The 18,465-nt window shown below is 71.5% G+C and carries 16 protein-coding genes; 9 read left to right on the plus strand and 7 right to left on the minus strand.

Translation table 11 applies throughout. The annotated features are described in order from the left end of the window. Positions 1–281: 281 nt before the first annotated feature. Entirely contained in the window at positions 282–2,213 is a 1,932-nt protein-coding gene (locus ACF062_RS16630; protein WP_392138665.1) for a 2-oxoacid:acceptor oxidoreductase subunit alpha, read from the plus strand. Then, positions 2,206–3,267 carry a 2-oxoacid:ferredoxin oxidoreductase subunit beta gene (locus ACF062_RS16635; RefSeq protein ID WP_392138667.1) on the plus strand — a complete coding sequence of 354 codons (1,062 nt, stop codon included), beginning with the start codon at positions 2,206–2,208 and terminating at the stop codon, positions 3,265–3,267. Before ACF062_RS16630 ends, ACF062_RS16635 begins: the two co-directional genes overlap by 8 nt. Positions 3,268–3,307: 40 nt before the next feature. On the opposite strand, the gene ACF062_RS16640 is transcribed toward ACF062_RS16635, so the two are convergent. Further along, on the minus strand, positions 3,308–3,679 hold the full coding sequence (locus ACF062_RS16640) for a winged helix-turn-helix transcriptional regulator (RefSeq protein WP_392138668.1): 372 nt from the start codon (positions 3,677–3,679) through the stop codon (positions 3,308–3,310). Positions 3,680–3,802: 123 nt separating this feature from the next. Here ACF062_RS16640 and ACF062_RS16645 point away from each other — a divergent pair, with 123 nt between their 5' ends. Next, complete coding sequence (locus tag ACF062_RS16645; protein WP_392138670.1) at positions 3,803–4,663, plus strand: SDR family oxidoreductase; 861 nt, start codon at positions 3,803–3,805, stop codon at positions 4,661–4,663. A gap of 127 nt (positions 4,664–4,790) precedes the next feature. Beyond that, on the plus strand, positions 4,791–5,774 hold the full coding sequence (gene rarD, locus ACF062_RS16650) for an EamA family transporter RarD (RefSeq protein ID WP_356578047.1): 984 nt from the start codon (positions 4,791–4,793) through the stop codon (positions 5,772–5,774). Positions 5,775–5,825: 51 nt separating this feature from the next. Here rarD and ACF062_RS16655 read toward each other — a convergent pair whose 3' ends face one another. Beyond that, entirely contained in the window at positions 5,826–6,752 is a 927-nt protein-coding gene (locus tag ACF062_RS16655; RefSeq protein ID WP_392138672.1) for an NAD(P)H-binding protein, read from the minus strand. Between the two features lie 81 nt (positions 6,753–6,833). On the opposite strand from ACF062_RS16655, the gene ACF062_RS16660 reads away from it, so the two are divergent. After that, on the plus strand, positions 6,834–7,697 hold the full coding sequence (locus ACF062_RS16660; RefSeq protein WP_392138673.1) for an AraC family transcriptional regulator: 864 nt from the start codon (positions 6,834–6,836) through the stop codon (positions 7,695–7,697). Here the strand turns inward: ACF062_RS16660 and ACF062_RS16665 are convergent. After that, on the minus strand, positions 7,634–8,749 hold the full coding sequence (locus ACF062_RS16665; protein WP_392138675.1) for a hypothetical protein: 1,116 nt from the start codon (positions 8,747–8,749) through the stop codon (positions 7,634–7,636). The two genes, ACF062_RS16660 and ACF062_RS16665, sit on opposite strands and share 64 nt — an antisense overlap. A gap of 221 nt (positions 8,750–8,970) precedes the next feature. Here ACF062_RS16665 and ACF062_RS16670 point away from each other — a divergent pair, with 221 nt between their 5' ends. From ACF062_RS16670 to ACF062_RS16680, 3 genes are all read left to right on the plus strand, one after another. Continuing rightward, entirely contained in the window at positions 8,971–9,423 is a 453-nt protein-coding gene (locus ACF062_RS16670; RefSeq protein WP_392138676.1) for a VOC family protein, read from the plus strand. Positions 9,424–9,833: 410 nt separating this feature from the next. Continuing rightward, entirely contained in the window at positions 9,834–11,450 is a 1,617-nt protein-coding gene (locus ACF062_RS16675) for a hypothetical protein (RefSeq protein ID WP_392138678.1), read from the plus strand. Between the two features lie 149 nt (positions 11,451–11,599). Then, entirely contained in the window at positions 11,600–12,196 is a 597-nt protein-coding gene (locus ACF062_RS16680; RefSeq protein ID WP_392138680.1) for a flavodoxin family protein, read from the plus strand. Between the two features lie 18 nt (positions 12,197–12,214). Here ACF062_RS16680 and ACF062_RS16685 read toward each other — a convergent pair whose 3' ends face one another. The 4 genes from ACF062_RS16685 to ACF062_RS16700 form a co-directional block, all read right to left on the minus strand. Beyond that, positions 12,215–13,126, minus strand: coding sequence for an ABC transporter permease (locus ACF062_RS16685; RefSeq protein WP_392138682.1), 912 nt, complete (start codon positions 13,124–13,126; stop codon positions 12,215–12,217). Further along, positions 13,113–14,096, minus strand: a complete 984-nt coding sequence (locus ACF062_RS16690; RefSeq protein ID WP_392138683.1) for an ABC transporter ATP-binding protein — start codon at positions 14,094–14,096, stop codon at positions 13,113–13,115. The genes ACF062_RS16685 and ACF062_RS16690 overlap by 14 nt, the downstream gene beginning before the upstream one ends. A 133-nt stretch (positions 14,097–14,229) precedes the next feature. After that, entirely contained in the window at positions 14,230–15,534 is a 1,305-nt protein-coding gene (locus ACF062_RS16695) for an outer membrane lipoprotein carrier protein LolA (protein WP_392138685.1), read from the minus strand. Between the two features lie 285 nt (positions 15,535–15,819). After that, a complete protein-coding gene (locus ACF062_RS16700) occupies positions 15,820–16,830 on the minus strand; it encodes a polyprenyl synthetase family protein (RefSeq protein ID WP_223776149.1) in 1,011 nt (336 codons plus the stop codon). 258 nt (positions 16,831–17,088) lie between these two features. Between ACF062_RS16700 and ACF062_RS16705 the strand changes: the two genes are divergently transcribed. After that, a complete protein-coding gene (locus tag ACF062_RS16705; protein WP_392138687.1) occupies positions 17,089–18,417 on the plus strand; it encodes a peptide MFS transporter in 1,329 nt (442 codons plus the stop codon). Positions 18,418–18,465 lie beyond the last annotated feature (48 nt).

The raw sequence follows: 18,465 nt of genomic DNA on the forward strand, positions 1-18,465 counted from the left end.
GAGCGAGGTCAGAGATGAGCCGGTCGTGTCAGGACCAGGTCAGGGATCGGTCAGAGACAACCCGTAGGAGTCCTAGAACCAAAGGATGAGCGGGGAGCGTCACCTACCAGGGGCCGGGGGAATAGGCAGACCATGACAGACCAGGACAACAAGGCGTCTCAAAACGGCGTCCAAAATACGAGCTACCCGAGGAAGGCACCCCTTACAGACGTAGGGTGGGCCTTGGGAGCGCCGGGCGTCCCGGCGATTGCCCTCAGCCGCCTTGAGGGAGGTCCAGTTCAGTGACCAGCAAGGTCAGTAGCGAAGCCGAGCAGGCCGACGGGGCACTCGTCGGAGAGCAACGCAGGCCCGTGAGTGAGAAGGACGTACGACGCCTGGACCGGGTGATCATCCGTTTCGCGGGTGACTCCGGTGACGGCATGCAGCTCACGGGTGACCGTTTCACTTCGGAGACCGCGTCCTTCGGCAACGACCTGTCGACGCTGCCGAACTTCCCGGCCGAGATCAGGGCTCCCGCCGGGACCCTGCCGGGTGTCTCCTCCTTCCAGCTGCACTTCGCCGACCACGACATCCTGACCCCCGGTGACGCCCCGAACGTGCTGGTGGCGATGAACCCGGCGGCCCTGAAGGCGAACATCGGGGACGTGCCGCGCGGCGCGGAGATCATCGTCAACACGGACGAATTCTCCAAGCGCGCGATGCAGAAGGTCGGTTACGACACCTCGCCGCTGGAGGACGGCTCCCTGGACGGCTACAGCGTGCACCCGGTGCCGCTGACCACGCTGACGGTGGAGGCGCTGAAGGACTTCGACCTCTCGCGCAAGGACGCGGGCCGGTCCAAGAACATGTTCGCGCTGGGTCTGCTGTCGTGGATGTACCACCGGCCGACGGAGGGCACCGAGAAGTTCCTGCGGACGAAGTTCGCCAAGAAGCCCGAGATCGCCGAGGCGAACATCGCGGCTTTCCACGCGGGTTGGAACTTCGGTGAGACGACCGAGGACTTCGCGGTCTCCTACGAGGTGGCTCCGGCCTCGACGGCGTTCCCGACGGGCACCTACCGCAACATCTCCGGCAACCTCGCGCTGTCGTACGGGCTGATCGCGGCGGGCCGGCAGGCGGATCTGCCGCTGTATCTGGGCTCGTACCCCATCACGCCGGCCTCGGACATCCTCCACGAGCTGTCCAAGCACAAGAACTTCGGCGTGCGCACCTTCCAGGCCGAGGACGAGATCGCGGGGATCGGGGCCGCGCTCGGCGCGGCGTTCGGCGGTTCGCTGGCGGTGACGACGACGTCGGGGCCCGGCGTGGCGCTGAAGTCGGAGACGATCGGGCTCGCCGTCTCGCTGGAGCTGCCGCTGCTGATCGTGGACATCCAGCGCGGCGGGCCCTCCACCGGTCTGCCGACCAAGACCGAGCAGGCCGACCTGCTCCAGGCGATGTACGGCCGCAACGGCGAGGCGCCGGTGCCGATCGTGGCGCCCAGGACCCCGGCGGACTGCTTCGACGCCGCCCTGGAGGCGGCCCGGATCGCGGTCACCTACCGCACGCCGGTCTTCCTGCTGAGCGACGGCTACCTCGCCAACGGCAGCGAGCCGTGGCGGATCCCGGACGTGGACGAACTGCCCGACCTGCGCGTGCAGTTCGCCTCGGGCACCAACCACACCGAGGACGACGGCACCGAGGTGTTCTGGCCCTACAAGCGCGACCCGCAGACCCTGGCCCGCCCGTGGGCGATCCCGGGCACGCCCGGCCTCGAACACCGGATCGGCGGCATCGAGAAGCAGGACGGCACGGGCAACATCTCCTACGACCCCGCCAACCACGACTTCATGGTCCGCACCCGCCAGGCCAAGGTCGACGGCATCGACGTACCCGACCTGGAGGTCGACGACCCGAGCGGCGAGGCCCGCACGCTGGTCCTCGGCTGGGGCTCGACGTACGGCCCGATCACCGCGGCGGTCCGCCGGCTGCGCGCGGCCGGTGTCCCCATCGCGCAGGCCCATCTGCGCCACCTGAACCCGTTCCCGCGGAATCTGGGCGAGGTGCTCCGCCGTTACGACAAGGTGGTGATCCCCGAGATGAACCTCGGTCAGCTCGCCACCCTCATCAGGGCGAAGTACCTGGTGGACGCGGTCTCGTACAACCAGGTCAATGGAATGCCGTTCAAGGCCGAGCAGCTCGCCACGGCTCTCAAGGAGGCCATCGATGACTGACGTCGGCAACACGCTGCTGAAGCTGGTGCCCAAGGCCGAGGCCAAGCAGTCCATGAAGGACTTCAAGTCCGACCAGGAAGTGCGCTGGTGTCCCGGCTGCGGGGACTACGCCGTGCTGGCCGCCGTGCAGGGCTTCATGCCGGAGCTGGGCCTGGCGAAGGAGAACATCGTCTTCGTCTCCGGCATCGGCTGTTCCTCCCGCTTCCCGTACTACATGAACACCTACGGGATGCACTCCATCCACGGCCGCGCCCCGGCCATCGCCACCGGTCTCGCCTCCTCGCGGCGCGACCTGAGCGTGTGGGTGGTCACCGGCGACGGCGACGCGCTCTCCATCGGCGGCAACCACCTCATCCACGCCCTGCGCCGCAACGTGAACCTGAAGATCCTCCTCTTCAACAACCGGATCTACGGCCTGACCAAGGGGCAGTACAGCCCCACCTCGGAGGTCGGCAAGATCACCAAGTCGACGCCGATGGGCTCCCTCGACGCGCCCTTCAACCCGGTCTCGCTGGCGATCGGCGCGGAGGCGTCCTTCGTGGCGCGGACGGTGGACTCCGATCGCAAGCACCTCACGTCGGTGCTGCGCGAGGCCGCCGACCACCCCGGCACCGCGCTGGTGGAGATCTACCAGAACTGCAACATCTTCAACGACGGCGCCTTCGAGGTCCTCAAGGACAAGCAGCAGGCCGAGGAGGCGGTGATCCGCCTGGAGCACGGGCAGCCGATCCGCTTCGGCGCCGACGGCTCCAAGGGCGTCGTGCGCGACGCGGTGACCGGTGACCTGAAGGTCGTCGCCGTCACCCCGGAGAACGAGCGCGACATCCTCGTCCACGACGCGCGATCCGCGTCCCCGACGACCGCGTTCGCCCTCTCCCGCCTCGCCGACCCGGACACCCTGCACCACACGCCGATCGGTGTCTTCCGGAACGTGGAACGCCCGGTCTACGACACCCTCATGGCCGATCAGCTCGACACCGCCATCGAGAGAGACGGCAAGGGCGACCTCGCGGCCCTGCTCGCGGGCGGCGACACCTGGACGGTCGTCGGCTAGCTGGGCCGCATCCTGCCTCCGGGGCCCGGTCCTGAATCCCTCAGGACCGGGCCTCGTCGTATGCCGTGCGCGCCTTCTGTACGTCGGCCATGCGCCGCTCCGTCCAGGCCGCGAGGCCCCTGACCTGCGCGGCGGCCTCGCGGCCGAGCTCCGTGAGGGAGTAGTCGACGCGGGGCGGGATGACCGGCTTGGCGTCGCGGTGCACCAGGCCGTCGCGCTCCAGGGTCTGGAGGGTCTGGGTCAGCATCTTCTCGCTGACGCGGCCGATGGCGCGGCGCAGCTCGCTGAAGCGGTGGGAGCGCTCTTCCAAGGCGATCAGCACGAGGACGCCCCACCGGCTCGTCACATGCTCCAGGACGAGGCGGTAGGGGCACATGTCCTCGGCGCCCTGGTTCCAATTACTTACGGCCATACCGGTACCTTACTTCAAAGTGGGTACTTACGGATAGTTAGTGCCGGAGCTAGGGTGAGTGCCGTACCGCACGCCATTGCGCATGTAACACGCGCATTCAGCACGTAATAGGAGCACCCAGACATGAGCATCGTCGTCACCGGAGCCACCGGACACCTCGGCCGCCTCGTCATCGAGGGCCTCCTCGCCGCCGGCATACCCGCCGGGGAGGTCGCCGCCGTGGTCCGCGACAAGGACAAGGCCGCCGGCCTCGCGGAGCGCGGCGTCGAGCTGCGGATCGCCGACTACAACGCCCCCGAGACCCTGCGCGGCGCCTTCGCGGCGGGCGACCGCGTCCTGCTGATCTCCGGCAGTGAGGTCGGGCAGCGCGTGGCGCAGCACCGCGCGGTGATCGACGCCGCGCGCGAAGCCGGGGTCGCGCTCCTCGCCTACACGGGCGTCCTCGGCGGTCCCGACGCCGACTTCGACCTGGCGGCCGAGCACAAGGTGACCGAGCGGCTGGTGCTCGACTCGGGCCTGCCGTACACCTTCCTGCGCAACGGCTGGTACCACGAGAACTACACGGAGCACCTCGCCCCGGTCCTCGAACACGGTGCCGTCGTCGCCTCCGCGGGCGAGGGCCGCGTCGCCTCCGCCTCGCGCGCCGACTACGCCGCGGCGGCCGTCGCCGTGCTGACCGGTGAGGGCCACGAGGGCAAGGCGTACGAGCTGAGCGGCGACATCGCGTGGAGCATGGCCGAGTACGCCGCCGAGGTCGCCCGGCAGAGCGGCAAGGACATCGGCTACGCGAACGTCCCCGCCGAGCAGCACCTCGCGATCCTGACCGGCGCCGGCGTGCCCGAGCCGATGGCGGCGATCCTCGTCGACGTGGACGCGGCCATCGCGCGCGGCCGCCTCGCGGGAACCAGCGGGGACCTGGCGCGGCTGATCGGCCGGCCGACCACGCCTCTCGCCGACGCGGTCTCCGTGGCACTCCGGGGCTGACGCACCGGAGGCGCCGGGGCGCTCGCGACTGTCATGAGCGTCTCGGCCATACGGGCATGACAGCCGGGTGGTTTCGGCGCTACCTTCGGTCTGGCAGCGTCGGGCTGCCGTGCGCGAAGGAGGGGCCGTGGACAGCGGAGCAGCCGGACAGTCGAGGAGCGAGCAGCGCATCGGTCTGCTGAACGGCTTCGCGGCGTACGGGATGTGGGGCCTCGTCCCCCTCTTCTGGCCGCTCCTCAAGCCGGCCGGGGCCGCCGAGATCCTCGCGCACCGCATGGCGTGGTCCCTGGTCGTCGTGGGCATCGCGCTGCTCTTCGTGCGGCGCTGGGGCTGGGCGCGCGAGCTGATCCGCCAGCCGCGCAGGCTGGGCCTGGTGGCGATCGCCGCGGCCGTCATCACCATCAACTGGGGCGTCTACATCTGGTCGGTGAACACCGGCCACGTCGTCGAAGCCTCGCTCGGTTACTTCATCAACCCCCTGGTCACCATCGCGATGGGCGTCCTGCTGCTCGGCGAACGGCTGCGGCCCGTCCAGTGGGCGGCGGTCGCCGTCGGGCTCGCGGCGGTCCTCGTCCTGGCCTTCGGTTACGGACAGCCGCCGTGGATCTCGCTCTGCCTCGCCTTCTCCTTCGCCACGTACGGCCTGGTGAAGAAGAAGGTCAACCTCAGCGGCCTGGAGTCGCTCACCGCCGAGACCGCCGTGCAGTTCCTGCCCGCCGTCGGCTACCTCCTGTGGCTCGGCTCGCGGGGCGAGGCCACCTTCGGCACGGAGGGCCTCGGCCACGCGGCGCTGCTGGCCGCCACCGGTGTGGTGACCGCCGCCCCGCTGGTCTGCTTCGGCGCGGCGGCGATCCGGGTGCCGCTCTCCACGCTGGGGCTGCTGCAGTACCTCGCGCCCGTCTTCCAGTTCCTCCTCGGCATCCTGTACTTCCATGAGGCGATGCCGCCCGAGCGGTGGGCGGGCTTCGGCCTCGTGTGGCTGGCGCTCTCGCTGCTGACGTGGGACGCGCTGCGGACAGCCCGCCGGAACGCGGGTCGGCTGGCCGCCGCTCGCCGGGCCGCGGCGGCCGCCCCGCCCGCCGTCCAGGGCGAGCGGGAGCCCGCGGCCTGACGGCCGGCTCCGGTCCTGCCGCCCGCGCCATCCCCAGGTCCGTCCCCCGCTCTATCCCCAGGCACCCGACTGCGCGGCCCGCTTCGCGTACTCGGTGAAATCGCGGGCCTCCCGGCCGAGGACCTCGCGGACACCGGAAACCGGCGCGGAGTTGTGGCCCCCGGCGAGGAAGGTGAGCACGGCCGCGAGCGACCGGGCGGCATCCTCGGGCGTGCCCCGCCCTATCATCTCGGCCACGTACGCCTCCTCCGTGATGTCCTCGAACCGCATCGGCCGCCCCGACGCCTTCGCCATCTCCGCCACCGCTTCGGCGAACGTCAGCGAGCGGGGCCCGGAGAGTTCGTACGTACGGCCCGAGTGGCCGTCCTCGGTGAGCAGGACCGCGGCGACCTCCGCGATGTCCTCCACGTCGATGAACGGCTCCGGCACGTCACCGACGGGCAGCGCCAGGCGCCCTTCGAGCAGGGGCTCGTGGAAGATGTCCTCGTCGAAGTTCTGCGAGAAGTTGTTCGGACGGATCACCGTCCAGTCCACGCCCGCCTCGCGGACCACGCGCTCGGCCTCCGCCATGGACGGCTCGAAGGAGTCGCCGTAGACCTCGATGCCCCTGCCGGACAGGACCACGAAGCGGCGCACGCCCGCGACCCGCGCCTGCGCGACGAAGTCGGCGATCGGCTCGGGGTCGGGCGGGCCGACCAGATAGAGCGCGCCCACCCCCTCCAGGACGGGGCCCCAGGTGGTGCGGTCGGTCCAGTCGAAGGGTGTCTGAGCCGTCCTGGAGGCGGCGCGCACGGTGTGCCCGGCCGCGCGGAGCCGGGCGGCGACGCGGCTGCCGGTCTTGCCGGTGGCCCCGAGGACGAGGATCGGGGCGCCACGGCCGGACGGCTGGTTCCGCGCGGCGGAGTGCTGCTGCCGCTTCTCGGTCTGCTGTGCCTGGGAGGTCTGCTGTGCCTGCGGGGTCTGCTGGTTGCTGGTCATGTGTTCAGCCAACCGCTTTGACGTGTCGTGGGGCATGGGCATCCGTCTCCAAGGGATCCGCGTCCGTCTACCGTGGGTGGCATGGACGCTCTGGGGGATCTGCTGCGAGGGGTGCGCGCGGACGGCGCGCTGTTCAACCGGACGGTGCTGACGCGCCCTTGGGAGACCAATCGCGCCGAGGCGGCGGCTCTCGAACTGATCACGGTGGTCCGCGGCTCGGCCCGCGTCTCCGTCGCGCCGGACGAACCGCGGACCCTGCGAGAGGGCGGCGCCGCGATCGTGTGCACGAAGGCGCCGTTCACCCTGTCCGCCGTCGGCGCCGAGTGTGAACTGGTCAGCGGCGCCTACCAGTTGGACAGCTCTGTCGGGCGGCGCCTGATCAGCGCGCTGCCGCCTCTGCTCGTCGTCCCCTCCGGCGAGGAGTGCATGCCCATCGTGGAACTCATCGCCGCCGAGATCTCCGCCGACCGCCCCGGGCGCCAGTACGTGATGGACCGGATGCTCGACTGGATGCTGGCCTGCACCCTGCGCGAGTGGTTCGACCTGCCCGAGGCCTGCCCGCCCGCCTGGTACCGCGCGCTCGGCGACGACGTCGTCGGCCCCGCCCTGCACGCCATGCACGACGAACCCGCGCGCCCCTGGACGGTGGCGGCGCTCGCCGCGCGCGCCCGGGTCTCGCGCGCTGTGTTCGCCAGGAACTTCACCGATCTGGTCGGCAGGCCCCCGATGGCGTACCTCACCGAGTGGCGCATGACGCTCGCCGCGGAACTGCTCGCCGAGCCCGGCGCGACGGTCGCCTCCGTGGCCGGACAGGTGGGCTACGCCGACGGTTTCGGCTTCAGCGACGCCTTCAAGCGGATCCGGGGTATCGCGCCGAGCGCTTACCGCGCCTCACTGACCGCGGGCGGGACGACCTCGGGCACGGCGCTCCGCGCGGCCGGCTGAACGGTGGTCCGAGCTGCGGGCTGAGCTGCGGACTGAACGGTGGTCCGCGCCGCCAGGAACGCGGAGACCACCCAGAGCAGCGCCAGATCGATGCCCAGCTCGATGACCGCCGCGAACTGGTCCATCGTGAACTTGAATATCTGGCCGACCAGGATGTCCACGAGCAGCGCCGCCCGGAAGAGCCGCAAGGCCGCCCTCCGGTCTCCGCGCAGGCGTGTCAGCCCGGCGATGCCCAGCGCGGCCGAGGCCACCTCGGTGAGCGCGACGGCGAGGTGGGCGCCCGGCTGCGGCTCCCGCGCCAGCTGCCCGCCGAAGAAGTCCATGGACATCCAGACGGCGAACAGCAGCGCCTCGGTCAGCAGGCAGAGCACGGCCGCGCCAAGCACCACCCGCGTACGCGCCAGCCACCGCAGCGCCCGCCCCGCACCGTCCGCCCATGTCCGCCACCGCGCGGGCGCGGCGGGCGGGCGCTCCGGGAGGGCGGCGAGCAGGCGGACCAGCGCCGCGTCCACCTCCCGGCCCGAGCCCTCGACGAGCCGTATCGCCGCCTGGCGCTGCTCGGCCGTGAGGCCCGTGACGACGCCGGCCAGGGCGTGGTCAGCGGCGTGCGCGGTGCGCTGCCGGGCGTCCAGGGCCGAGGCGTCGGCGGTGCGGCCGCGTATGAGGTGGGTGAGCAGGAGCAGCGAGGCGAAGCTCAAGTAGATGATTCCAGCGGCCGGTCGGTAGAAGTACCCCGGCTCGTCGGTGATCTGCTTGCCGACCTCGTCGATGAAGAGTCCGAAGCCGGCGCCGCCGACGACCGCACCCGTGAGCCGGGCCGCGCGGCCGAGGAAGCCGAGCGTGAGCAGGATCGCGGCCGCCATCAGGAGCCCGCCCCAGAGCATGTGGGCGATGTGCAGCCGGCTGCCGCCGCTCCCGCCGAGCTTCGGATAACCGGCCAGGGCCAGGAAGGCGCGGGTGGCCAGGACCGTGGCGATGCCGGTCAGCGCGAAGGCGTTGACGTAGGTGGCGGCGTCCGTGGCGTGCACGAGCGAGCGGCTCCGTCGCTTCAACGTGGCCTCCCCCCTCCTTCTCCCATGGCACTCCAGGTCTCCCGTGACCACTCCAGCGTGCCGCCCCGGGCCCCTCCCCGTGATCCGGGAACACCCCGAACCGACCCTCAACTACCCCCTAGGTGACGTGAGTTCGCGCGATGTCGCGCGGCGTGGAGAACAGCGCCTCCACGCCCCCTGACTTGCCCCACTCCTATGTCGTAACCGATATAACTGGTTACATGACCACTCTGCACTGGAAGCTCGTCATCGACGCCACCGACCCGCACGCGCAGGCCGCCTTCTGGGGCGAGGCGCTGGGATACGAGGTCGAGGACAACAGCGCGCTGATCGACCGCCTCCTCGGCCTCGGCGCCGCACCGGAGGAGGCGACCGTGGAGCTCCGCGGCCGCCGCGCCTGGCGCGACCTCATCGCCGTGCGGCACCCCGACGACCCGTACGACGAGGAGACCGGCGTGGGGCAGGGCCGCCGGATCCTCTTCCAGCGCGTTCCCGAGGCCAAGACCGGCAAGAACCGGCTGCATCTCGATGTGCACGCCGAGCCCGGGCGCCGCGACGAGGAAGTGGCCCGCCTGGAGGGACTGGGCGCCTCCGTGGCACGGCACGTCAAGGAGCCGGGCGGCGAGTGGGTGATCATGACCGATCCGGAGGGCAACGAGCTCTGTGTCCACTAGGGGCGGCGGCCCGGCGGTGGCAAGCTGGCCGTGGCGTCTCCCTGGCCCCGTGGGCCGCAGGGTGACGGCACTGCCAGCCTGCCCAACCTGCCAGCGTCGAGGAGGCCGTCCCTTATGGCCCTGTCCGGTCGGCTCGTGGTCCAGGAGGACGACCCTCCCTTTCCCCTTCCCGCCGATCACGCGGCCGGTCCCGGCTGCCGGTACGTGTGGCCCCAGGGCGCCGCATACGCCGGACCAGGGCATGCGGGGGCCTTGGGCATTCCGGTGGAGGGGCTGATCGCGGCGGCGAAGACACGGTGAGCGAACGAGGGGTCGCACGCCGCCAGACCGCCACGAACGCCGGCAGCCCGGCGCCACCCGCAAGCTCCGCGCCCGGCGAAGCCTCCGTGGGTCCGCCCGGCGAAGCCTCCGTGGATCCGCCCGCCAAAGCCCCCGCCCCGCCCGACGAGACCGCCACGGATCCGGGCCGCCCCCCGCACGGCACCGGCCAGACCGACCCCACGCACCCCGGCCACCCCACGAACCCCGCACACCCCGCACACCCCAACCAGGCACACGCACGCCTCGCCCACCGCCTCCTCCTCGCCGTCTGCTGCGCCTTCGCCCTGCTGTCCTGCGTCCTCGTCCCGCTCACGCTCCCCCTCGGCTGGGACGAGCTCGTCTACGCCAGCCGGTACTCGCCCTACGCCCCCGCCACGCCGTTCAGCGCCCCCCGGACCCGCGGCGTGCCGTTCCTCATCGCGCCCGTGGCCACCTGGAGCGACTCCACCGTGCTCCTCAGGGTGTGGCTGACGCTGCTGGCGGCCGCCGCCCTCTATCTCGGGTTCCGCCCCTGGCTCCGCGCGGCCCACCGGCCCTGGGCGGCGCCCGTCGCCGCCGCGCTGTACGGCAGCCTCTGGATCACGCTCTTCTACGCGAACTCGGCCATGCCCAACCACTACACGGCCATGGGCGCCGTCGGCGCGGTCGGGCTCTTCCTGTGGCCACGGCAGTCCCTCCTCACGTGCACCGGTATCGCCGCCGGTATCGCCCTCGCCACGCTGATGCGGCCCAACGACGGCTTCGCCATAGGGCTGCCCCTCCTCGTCGCCGCCCTGCTGGTGCCCGCCTGGCGCGGACGGAGCCGCGTCCTCGCGGTGCTCGCCGGGCTCGCGGCGGGCGCGCTGCCCTGGGCCGTGGAGGCGTACATCCGTTTCGGCGGGGTCCGCGAACGGCTGACGGAGGCGAGCGAGGTGCAGGGCGATCTGCGTCCGCTGCTCTCGTTCGTCCACCACCTCACGGTCATCGACGGGCCGCTGCTCTGCCGCCCCTGCGACAACGACAGCGTCCGGCCCGTGGCGGCGGAGTGGTGGCTGCTGCTGACGCTCTTGGTGGTGGCCGGCCTGTGGACCCTGCGCCGCGCGGGCTCCCGGCCCACGCCCCGACAGGCCTCCGCGCCACCCGCCCCCACCGCAGCCCCGGCCGGCCCCTTGCGCGACGCCCTCCTCGCCCTTGTCACGGGCCTGGCCATCGCCCTGCCGTACTTCGTCCTCGTCCCCTACGCGACCCCGCGTTTCCTGCTCCCGACCCATGCCCTGTTCGCCCCCACCGCGGCCATCGGACTCCTCACCCTGCTCCGCCTCGCCCGCGCGGCCAGGCCCCGGTGGGCCGGTGTCGCCGTCCCCGCACTCGTACTCGGCGGCCATCTCGCCGTCCAGGCCGCCCTCGCCCACGGCAACGCCACGATCCAGGGGGAGGCCCGCCGCGACTGGGTCCGGGTCGCGGAGACCCTGGAGCGGCACGGCGTGGGCAACGGCCCTGGCCCCGGCGCCGGGACCGGCACGCCCTGCCTCCTGAACGGCAACACCTCCGTCATCCCCCTCGCCCACACCGCCGGCTGCGCGCCCGGCGGCGGACTCGACGATCCGCGCCGCCCCACCGCCCTGGTGATGCGCGGGGCGGCGCCTCCGGAGTGGGCCCGCGACTGGCCCAGCCATACGGTGCCCGGCACGTATGTACGCGGGTGGGTCATCCACGTACGCCCGTGAAGGGGCGTTCCTGACGCGGGGTGTTACCGGGAAACCCTGGACGCAGTTGCTTGCGCATGCATATAGTGCACGCGCAAGCAATTGCCGCAGCGATCGGCCCGCCGCCGCACCCGTCGGCCGTGCCGGGCCACCTCCAGGGGGAGACTCTTATGACCCGCAAGTTCCTCTTCGTCGTCGGCAGCGCCCGTCCCGAGGGCAACACCGAGCTCTTGGCCCGCGAGGCCGCCGAGCAGTTGCCCCCGGACGTCGAGCAGCGCTGGATCCACCTCGCCGATCACCCGCTGCCCGACTTCCAGGACCTGCGTCACGACGACACCCGGCCCCGCGCCCGCCCGCGCCCCGAGGGCGACACCGAGGCACTGCTCCTTGACGCCACCCTCGACGCCACGGACATCGTCATCGTGTCGCCGCTGTACTGGTACTCGGTGTCGGCCACCGTCAAGCGGTACCTCGACTACTGGGACGCGTGGCTGGAGACGCCGGAGATCGCCTTCAAGGACACCCTCAAGGGCCGCACCCTGTGGGGCGTGACGGCACTCGCGCACCGCGAGGAGGAGGTGGCGGACCCGCTGGTCGGTACGTTGAACCACACCGCCGCCTTCTTCCCGATGCGCTTCGGCGGCGTCCTGCTCGGCAACGGCACCCGGCCCGGCCACGTACTGGAGGACTCCGAGGCCCTGGCGCGCGCCAAGACGTTCTTCGCGCAGGAGCCGCCGCTCGCCCGCTACCCGTACGACAAGGGCTGAGTACGACGACACCCGCGGCTACGCCATGACGTCCTTCGCCCCGAACCGCGCCCACGCCGCCGAGCCGAAGACCGCCGCGTAGAGCCCCTGCATCTGGAAGTTCTTGACGAGGTCGTCCCAGTGGACGGGCTCGCGCATCAGGTCGGCGAACGACAGCCAGTAGTGGGAGAAGAAGTACGGGTGCAGGGCGTCCAGTTGCGGGATCTGGTCGAGGATCTGGACCGTGATCAGCAGGCCGACGGTCGTCGCCATGGCCGCGATGCCGCTGCTGGTGAGCGTCGAGACGAACAGTCCGAGCGCCGCCACGCCGATCAGTGACGCGGCGACGACCAGCGCGATGAGCAGGGCCCGCAACAGCCCCTCGCCGAAGCTGATGCGGGTGCCGGAGATCGTGGTGACCTCGCCGAGCGGAAAGAGCAGCGCGCCCGTCGCGAGCGCGGACGCGGCGACGACCAGGGTCGCGACCAGGCAGAACGTCAGTGTGGTCGCGTATTTGACGAGGAGCAGGCGGGTGCGTCCGGCGGGTGCCACCAGCAGGTAGCGCAGCGTGCCCGCGCTCGCCTCTCCCGCGATGGCGTCGCCGGCGACGACGCCGACCGCCATCGGCAGGAAGAACGGCAGCGTCGCGGCGAGCGCGGTGAAGACCAGGAAGAGGCCGTTGTTGGTGATCTGCGCGATGAACGCGGGGCCGCCGCCATCGCCGCCCCCGCCGATCGACGAGCCGTCGCTGGTCTCGATCCTGACGGCGACGCCCACGAGGACCGGCACCGCGGCGAGCACGCCGAGCAGCGCGAGGGTCCGCCAGCGGCGGAAGGTGATCGCCAGCTCGCTGCGGAAGAGCCCGAGGGTCCAGCTCGGCCTCGGTTCGCTCGGGCCGCGCTCACCCGCCACGCCCGCCTTGAGTACGTCCATCGGCTCAGCCCGCGACATCGAAGCCCTCCCCCGTCAGCGCCACGAACGCGTCCTCCAACGAGGCCCGTTCGAGCCCGAAGCCACGGACGCGTACGCCCGCCTCGACCAGCGCGGCGTTCAGCTCGGCGAGTTCCGTGTCCCGGCCGGACGCGTCCTTGCCCGGCGGCTCACCCGTCACGCGGTCCTCCGTCACGACGAGATCCGCCACGCCCCGCTCCTTCAGGACGCGGGCCGCGTCGCCCGGATCCGGTGTGGTCACGACCAGCCGGCCGCGCGCGCCCGCCGCCAGCTCGGCGACCGGGCCCTGGGTGATCAGACGGCCCCGGGTCATCACGGCCGCGTGGGTGCAGACCTGCTCGATCTCGTCGAGGAGGTGCGAGGAGAGGAAGACGGTCGTGCCCTCCCGCGCCAGCTCCCGCACCAGGGCGCGGATCTCGCGCATGCCCTGCGGGTCGAGGCCGTTCGTCGGTTCGTCCAGGACCAGGAGCCTGCGCGGCTGGAGCAGCGCGGCCGCGAGGCCGAGCCGCTGCTTCATGCCCAGCGAGTACGCCTTCGCCTTCTTGCCCGCGGCGGCGGTCAGGCCCACCCGGTCCAGGGCGGCCTCGGCGCGCCGCCGCCGGGTACGGGGATCGGCGGTCGGGTCGGCGGAGTCGTACCGCAGGAGGTTGTCGCGGCCCGACAGGAAGCCGTAGAGGGCGGGGCCCTCGATCAGCGCGCCCACGTGCGGCAGGACGGTGCGCGTGGAGCGCGGCATGGAGCTGCCGAGGACGCGCGCGGTGCCCGAAGTCGGCTCGATGAGGCCCATCAGCATGCGGATCGTGGTCGTCTTGCCGGAGCCGTTCGGCCCGAGGAACCCGAAGACGCTGCCTTCGGGAACGGTCAGGTCCAGCCGGTCGACGGCGAGGTGCTTGCCGTACCGCTTGGTGAGCCCGCGCGTCTCGATGACGTAGGGGAGCGGCGCGTCACCGTCCGACGGCCCCCCGATCATGCCCGGCACCGCATCCTCCTGTCGCCCGGCGCTCTTCGGCTCTTCGGCCCTTCGGCACGCGCGCGGATCGGCGGTGCCGCACGGCCCGGCGCGGTGGTCCGCGGTGTCCCCACCGTGGACCACCGCCCGGGGCTCACGCCTGGTGCGCCGCGTTCGCCGCCTTCACCAGGGCGTCCTTCGTGACCGCGCCCGCGTAGACCTTGCCGTCGTCGGTGACGAGGGCGTTGATCAGGCGGGTCGAGAAGACCGTGCCGGAGCCGAACTTCCCGCTGACCTGGTCGCCCAGCGAGTCGAGCAGCTTCTGCGCGTCCGGCGGGACGTCGCCCGAACCGGCCGTCGGCAGACCCTGGCCGCCCGGCAGCCGCAGCTCGGCGATGGAGGTCCAGCCCTCGCCGATGACCTTCAGGTCGTTCAGGTCCTCTTCCTTGAACTCCTTGCCGCCCTTGGCCTTGTCCGTGAAGTCGTGGTCCTTGAAGTCACGGCCCTTGAAATCACGGCTCAGCGCCGAGTGTTCATCGGCCTCGGTGACCTTCGCGCCCTTGGGCGGCGCGAAGTCGAACGTACTCGCGGACGGCTTGCCGAAATCGACCTTCGTGAAGCCCGCGTCGATCACCGCCGCGCCACCGGAGGACGGGGTCAGGGTGAACTTGAGCGGTGTCCCCGTCTTCGCGTCCACGGCGACCGTGATCCGGCCGACCGTCGAACCGGACTGCTTCGGCTCGATCACCAGGCGGTACGCGTCGCGGCCCGCGACCTGCGCCGTGCCGTCGACCTTCACGGACGTCGTGTCGTCGACCGCCTTCAACGCCTGCTCGGCGAACTCCTCGGGCGTGGCGGGCATGCCTGCGGGAGGCTCCGCCTCGCCCTTGTCGCCCTTGTCTCCCTTCTCTCCCGAGACCTGGAAGCCCTTCGCGTGGTACGCCTCGTTCGACGCGCTGTCGTACGCCCACACCTCGTCGCCGTTGTGGATCAGGCTGTACTCGGCGGCGTCCTCCAGGACGGACACCTTCTGCTTGTCGGGGCCGTCGGCCGCGACGCGCAGCGTGTGCGTGCCGGACGCCAGCTCCATCAGCTTGTTCTTGGGATCGGCGGCCGAGCCTCCGCCGCCCTCGTCGTCCCCGCCGCGGTCGGCGCCACCGCCACCGCCGGCGAAGCCGCCCGCCATGCCGCCCATCGACGGCAGCCCCAGATCCGTGCTGATCTTGACGGTGCCGGAGAGCTGCTGCGTGTCCGACGCGGCGATCTTCTCCATGAGTTCCTGAGCGGTGACCTTCGGTAGATCCGGGTCGCCCGAGGTGGCGAGCGCCGGGACGAGCCCGATGGTCGCCGCCGCCACCCCCGCCACCGCGACCGGGACTACGTAACGGGCCGCCTTGCGGCGCCCGACGCGCAGTTCCCCGGCTTCACTGGTGTCCTGTTCCGGTTCGTACGGTGCCATTGTGTGCCCTACCTCCGTGGTCGGCGGCGGCCTTCCTGTACGTCCATACATGCGCACGTGCCTGCGTCCACCCCGCGCCGCCATTCTCACCCGAATTGGTCAGGAGTGGTGGTCCTTGCTGAGGTCTATCCGACCAAATCGGCCGGGCAGAAGCGTCAGCCCCCGGGCGCAACTCGACGTACTGCCACGGGATGACAGAAAGCGGCGGCGCCTCCCCCGACCCGTAGGGGGTGACGCCGCCGATCAGCCGTACCGCGTACCGGTCCCTTCCGGTACCGATCGGCGTCAGCCCGCCCGGTGCACCACCAGGTCGCAGAGCTCGACCAGCGAGACCTTCGCGTCGCACTCCGGCAGCGGCGCCAGCGCGGCCCGCGCCTCCTCGGCGTAACGCACCGTGTCGCGGCGGGCCTGCTCCAGCGCGGGGTGTGCGCGCAGCCCGGTGAGCGCCTCGGCGTGCCGGGCGTCGTCGGTGAGGTCGGAGTCGAGCAGTTCGCTCAGGGCGATGTCCTCGGGCAGCCCGAGCCGTTCGACGCGCTCGCGCAGGCGCAGGACCGGCAGCGTCGGAATGCCCTCGCGCAGGTCGGTGCCCGGGGTCTTGCCGGACTCGTGCGAGTCGGAGGCGATGTCGAGCACGTCGTCGGCGAGCTGGAAGGCGACGCCGAGCCGCTCGCCGTACTGCGTCAGGACGTCCACGACGGTCTCGTCGGCGCCCGACATCATCGCGCCGAACCGGCACGCCACGGCGACCAGCGAGCCGGTCTTGCCGCCGAGCACGTCGAGGTAGTGGTCGACCGGATCGCGGCCCTCGGTCGGTCCGGCCGTCTCCAGGATCTGGCCGGTGACCAGCCGTTCGAAGGCCTCCGCCTGGATGCGGACGGCCTCCGGGCCGAGGTCGGCGAGGATGTACGACGCGCGGGCGAAGAGGAAGTCGCCGGTCAGCACGGCCACGGAGTTGCCCCAGCGCTGGTTGGCGCTGGCGACGCCGCGGCGCACGTCCGCCTCGTCCATCACGTCGTCGTGGTAGAGCGTCGCGAGGTGCGTGAGCTCGACGACCACGGCTGAGGGCACGACGCCCGGCGCGTAGGGGTCGCCGAACTGGGAGGCGAGCATCACGAGCAGCGGGCGGAAACGCTTCCCCCCGGCCTTGACGAGGTGCTGAGCTGCCTCGGTGATGAACGGGACCTCGCTCTTGGTGGCCTCGAGCAGGCCCTCCTCGACAGCCGCCAACCCTGCCTGGACATCGGCTTCGAGAGCCTGGTCCCGCACGCTCAGCCCAAAAGGCCCGACGACGGTCACGAGAGGTTCTCCTGTCTGCTGACGATCACATGGCGAACTCGGTCGATCATTGGATCTCGGTCGATGACACGGTTTGTCGATGTGTCGCTGCCATCACTCAAGTCAGCGTATCCGGTCGCCTTTCGATCACAGCGAGCACCTGCCCGTGCGAAGGCGGCCGGGCAGCCCGCGATCACCACCGGTATGTTCTTGATCAGCCCATACGACTGACAGGACCGATCCGCACCAGAAAGTATGCGAAGACCGGGAGCAGCCACTTTGTCCCGTACTACCGACGAGTACGAGCCGCCTGCGGGATCGGCGGCGGATCCGCCGCCGGGTGACGACCGCGCGTTCTTCGGCCGGCCTCGCGGACTGCTCACCCTCTCCGGTCTCCAGGTCTGGCAGCGCTTCTCGTTCCTCGGTATGCAGGCCATCCTGATCCCCTGCTTCGCCGACTCCGTCGGACACGACGGCATGTGCATGGCTCCCGGCACGGCCGCGTGGGTCTCGGCGGCGTACGGGACGCTGGTCTGTCTGGTCTCCGTCGCGGGCGGCCGGCTCGCCGACCGCATCCTCGGTTCGTACCGCGCGGTGCTGTGGGGCGGCGTGCTCATCGCCTGCGGCCACTGCGCGATGGCGGTGCCTGCCGCGGGGATGACTTGGGGGGGCCTCGGTCTGATCAGCGCGGGCACCGGCCTGCTCAAGCCAGACGTCGCCTCGATGGTCGGCAAGCTCTACCGCACCGAGGACGACCACCGCGACGCGGGCTTCGCGCTGTACTACATGGCGATCAACGTGGGCGCCTTCGCCGGTCCGCTGATCACCGGCTGGCTCGGCGACCACCGGGACTGGCACCTGGGTTTCTCGGCGGCCGCGATCGGTATGACGTTCGGCCTCGTCCAGTACGTGCTGGGGCGCCGCCATCTCGCCGGACGCAAGGCCGCCGCGGAGTTCGCGCTGCCGCGGCAGGCGACGCGCCGCGCGGTCGTGATGATCGTCGCCGGGGTGGTCGCGTCCGCCGCGGCCGCCGGCCTGCTCACCGCCGTGGGCCGGCTGACCATGGACCGCTTCGTCGACCTGCTCACCCTCGTCTCGGTGATCGCGCCGGTCGTCTGCTTCGCGGTGATGTCCCGCAGCCCGCGCGTCACCGGTGAGGAGCCGGTGGTCGCCGCCGTCTGGGCACGGATGGGCCCGCGCCGGCCGCACGCCTCCAACAAGATCGCGTTCGGCGTGGTTCTGGGCGGCCTGTCGTTCCTGCTGATGGTGCTGCCCACCTCGCGGCACGCCGACGACACGTACAAGATGGCCGCGTGGTGGATCGTCGGGTCCTGTCTGCTGCTCGGCCTCGGCGACATCCTCCTGGAGACCTCCGGCATGTCGGCGACGACCAAGCTCGCCCCGGAGGCCTTCGCCGGCCAGACCATGGCGCTCTGGTTCCTCTCCCTCGCGCTCGCCAACGGCATCCGGGCACAGGTCGTGAAGGTGTACGGAGACGTCTCCCACCCCGCCTGCTCCGGCGTGAACGGCGCCATCGCCGTGCTCGCGGACATGGCCGTGAGCACGCTCGCGCCGTGGCTGCGCCGCACCATGCACCCGGTCCACTGAGGAGGCACCGCACGCCCGCCCCGCCGATCCCGCACCCCCCGCCCCGTT

Origin of the sequence: Streptomyces sp. NPDC015345, from assembly GCF_043078805.1 — a bacterium.
GTDB lineage: Bacteria > Actinomycetota > Actinomycetes > Streptomycetales > Streptomycetaceae > Streptomyces.

Coding starts and splice junctions, on each gene's coding strand:
- ACF062_RS16635 (WP_392138667.1), top strand. CDS start 2,206: ATGACTGACGTCGGCAACACGCTGCTGAAGCTGGTGCCCAAGGCCGAG.
- ACF062_RS16640 (WP_392138668.1), bottom strand. CDS start 3,679: ATGGCCGTAAGTAATTGGAACCAGGGCGCCGAGGACATGTGCCCCTAC.
- ACF062_RS16645 (WP_392138670.1), top strand. CDS start 3,803: ATGAGCATCGTCGTCACCGGAGCCACCGGACACCTCGGCCGCCTCGTC.
- ACF062_RS16655 (WP_392138672.1), bottom strand. CDS start 6,752: ATGACCAGCAACCAGCAGACCCCGCAGGCACAGCAGACCTCCCAGGCA.
- ACF062_RS16660 (WP_392138673.1), top strand. CDS start 6,834: ATGGACGCTCTGGGGGATCTGCTGCGAGGGGTGCGCGCGGACGGCGCG.
- ACF062_RS16670 (WP_392138676.1), top strand. CDS start 8,971: ATGACCACTCTGCACTGGAAGCTCGTCATCGACGCCACCGACCCGCAC.
- ACF062_RS16680 (WP_392138680.1), top strand. CDS start 11,600: ATGACCCGCAAGTTCCTCTTCGTCGTCGGCAGCGCCCGTCCCGAGGGC.
- ACF062_RS16685 (WP_392138682.1), bottom strand. CDS start 13,126: ATGTCGCGGGCTGAGCCGATGGACGTACTCAAGGCGGGCGTGGCGGGT.
- ACF062_RS16690 (WP_392138683.1), bottom strand. CDS start 14,096: ATGATCGGGGGGCCGTCGGACGGTGACGCGCCGCTCCCCTACGTCATC.
- ACF062_RS16695 (WP_392138685.1), bottom strand. CDS start 15,534: ATGGCACCGTACGAACCGGAACAGGACACCAGTGAAGCCGGGGAACTG.